General features: G+C 51.4%; 2 protein-coding genes. One reads left to right on the top strand and one right to left on the bottom strand.

What is annotated here, in order from left to right; translation table 11 throughout:
- The first annotated feature begins 480 nt into the window (after positions 1–480).
- Positions 481–2,430 (top strand): ankyrin repeat domain-containing protein, encoded by a 1,950-nt coding sequence (locus KDK14_RS04885; protein WP_257263897.1) that lies wholly within the window; start codon positions 481–483, stop codon positions 2,428–2,430.
- Here the strand turns inward: KDK14_RS04885 and KDK14_RS04890 are convergent.
- Positions 2,422–2,658 (bottom strand): hypothetical protein, encoded by a 237-nt coding sequence (locus KDK14_RS04890; protein WP_257263898.1) that lies wholly within the window; start codon positions 2,656–2,658, stop codon positions 2,422–2,424. The genes KDK14_RS04885 and KDK14_RS04890 overlap by 9 nt on opposite strands.
- Positions 2,659–2,902 lie beyond the last annotated feature (244 nt).

The raw sequence follows: 2,902 nt of genomic DNA on the forward strand, positions 1-2,902 counted from the left end.
GTATGTATATTGCCCGCTGTCACTGTAGGGCAAGCCCCGGGTGCATCATATCCACGGTTTCTGTCGTTTTTTTGATGGCATCAACTAATGGCATCAACTAATGGCATCAACAGTCTAATGGCATCAACAGTCGTTTTGCTGTGATCAGGCAGGCCTGCAAGGGGGAGCAACCTCTGCCAGATAACCTGTTCGGTGGATAACTGTATTGGGTCAAACAGCAAATCGGCAAATCTTGTCTAGACTTATCGCTGCACCCGAGTAGCAAGGGTCAGGATGATAATACAAATTCCATCTTCTAAACATGCACTGCGCAACCATTTTGAACAACCGGATCTTCGTTGGAATTGCTTGCAGAACCCAAGCCTTGCTATTACTCGCCATTCCGCCTTGCGCGGCTGTCCAAAATGGCTTGCCTCCTACTCAAAAGACGGAATTGGTATAACACAGCGACGGATCAAACCTGATGTTTAGGAGTGTGTCATGAATTCATTATTTGATGCAGTTTTCTGTGGTGACCATGCCATGGTCAAAACCTTGCTGGGCAGGGGGGCTGACCCAAACCGCAAGAACCCCCGGGAAAGGACTGCCTTGCATTTGGCAGCTATCAAAGGTCACCATGCTATTGTAGAAACCCTGCTGGACAACGGGGCTGACGTGGACCTCAAGGATATCTTTGGCTGTACACCTTTGCAATTTGCAGCTGGCAATCTTCATCGCGATGTGTACGATACACTGCTACTTAAAACTCATCAGCCGGACTGGAACCGCCTGTTACATGAACTTTCTGAAACCGGGTGGAAGGATAAAGTTGAGGCTGCACTGGCCAATGGGGCTAACCCGAATAACCGGAGCAGTGATAATCATACAGCTCTAGGCAGAGCAGCTCTTGCTGGCCACCATGCTATTGTTGAAATCCTGCTGGCCCACGGGGCTAACCCGAACAGCCAGGACGGTCATGGTTATACTCCTCTAGAAAGAGCCACTATTGCTGGTCACCATGCTGTTGTTGTTACCCTGCTGAACAACGGGGCTGATCCGAATATTCCCTCATTTCATACTAATGAAACCCCGCTGTACCGGGCAGCTGACCGTGGTCACCATACTATTGTCGAGACCCTGCTGGACTACGGGGCTGACCCAAACACCAACAGTTCTATGGGCAGGACTGCCTTGCATCGGGCAGCTATCCATGGTCACCATGCTATAGTCGAGACCCTGACAGCCAAGGGGGCAGACCCGAACCTCAAGGACCTGGATGGCAAGACAGCCTTGCAACATGCAGTTACCTCGAAATCCGGTCATCTCGATGTATTCAAAACCCTGTTACCTAAAACCCGTCAACCGGACTGGGACAGCCTGTTACAGGAATTTTCCCGCCTGGGGTGGAACGATCAAGTCGAGCTGGCACTGGCCAGGGGGGCTAACCCGAATAACCACGAAGTTAATCAGGATACGCCTTTAGGTAAAGCAGCTTATGCCAGGCACCATGCTACTGTCGAGATCCTGCTGGCCAACGGGGCCAACCCAAATATTCCCGGATTTAACGGCTACACCCCGCTGCAATATGTGGCTAGCCGGGGTCTCGATCCTATCGTGCGGACCCTGCTGACCAAAGGGGCTGACCCGAACCTGAGGGACTTAAGTGGATTTACAGCCTTGCAAGATGCAGTCAAAAGTGGACATCGCCATGTATACAACATCCTGTTACCTGTAACCCGTCAGCCGGACTGGAACCGCCTGTTACCGATATTTATCGGATCAGGCTGGCATGATGATGTTGTCATGGCGCTGACCAAAGGGGCTGACCCGAATATTCCTGATAGTTACGGTTACACCCCACTGCACCAGGTCGCTATGGACGGGTGCTATCTTATGGTCAAGACCCTGCTGAACAACGGGGCTGACCCAAACCGCGAGGATAGGTCTGGCAAGACAGCCTTGCAATCTGCAGCTGACAGAGGTTATCGGGATATAACTGAAACCCTGATACCTGTAACCGATCAGCAGCCCTGGAACAGCCTCTTACGGATATCTTCCCGTTTTGGCTGGAAGGATAGAGTTGAGGCGGCACTGGCCAACGGGGCTGACCCGAACAATCCCTATGGTTCGCACTCGGCCACCGCACTGCATCTGGCAGCTGCCGCTGGCCACTGTGATATTGTCGAGACTCTGCTGGCCAACGGGGCTGACCCGAAACTCAAGGACGTGTTTGGATGCACAGTGTTTAATCATGCAACTGCAGAAACCTTGCAAGCAATCGAAAATTTCATTTCAGTACCTCGCTCTCTACAATTCTACTGCCGGGCCAGCATCCGGAGCCGGCTGGTCAAGTGCCTGCCTGACAATGGGCTACCAATAAAGGAGGCGGCCGGGAAACTGTTGCTGTCGCAACCGATGACGGAGTATGTATATCGCCCGCTGTCACTGTAGGGCAGGCCCCGGGTGCATCATATCCCCTGTTTCTGTCGTTTTTTTGATGGCGTCAACAAATGGCATCAACAGTCGTTTTGCTGTGACCAGGCAGGCATGCGTCGGGGGCAATTTCTCGCAATCCTCGCTACGGGCGCTATTCTCAGACAGCCACCAGACTTGTTGCAGCACCCGAATAGCAAGTGTCAGGAAGGTAATAACAACTCTGGCTTCATATGAACTGCGCAACCATTTAGAGCAACCGGATCTTCGTTGGAATTCCTCGCAATTGCCCTGCTATTTTCCACCTTGCCCAGCTGTTCAAAATAGCTTGCTTGATCTCATATTCATAAGGCGGAATTTGTATAACATAAGTAGCTAACCTGATTTTCAAGTATCGGAGTATGTCATGAATTCACTGGAACATGCAGTTGTCAGTGGTGACCATGTTATGGTCAAGACCCTGCTGGACGATGGAGCTGAACCGAATATT

Origin of the sequence: Endozoicomonas sp. ONNA2 (assembly GCF_024606365.1) — a bacterium.
In the GTDB taxonomy this organism is placed as follows: Bacteria; Pseudomonadota; Gammaproteobacteria; order Pseudomonadales; family Endozoicomonadaceae; genus Endozoicomonas.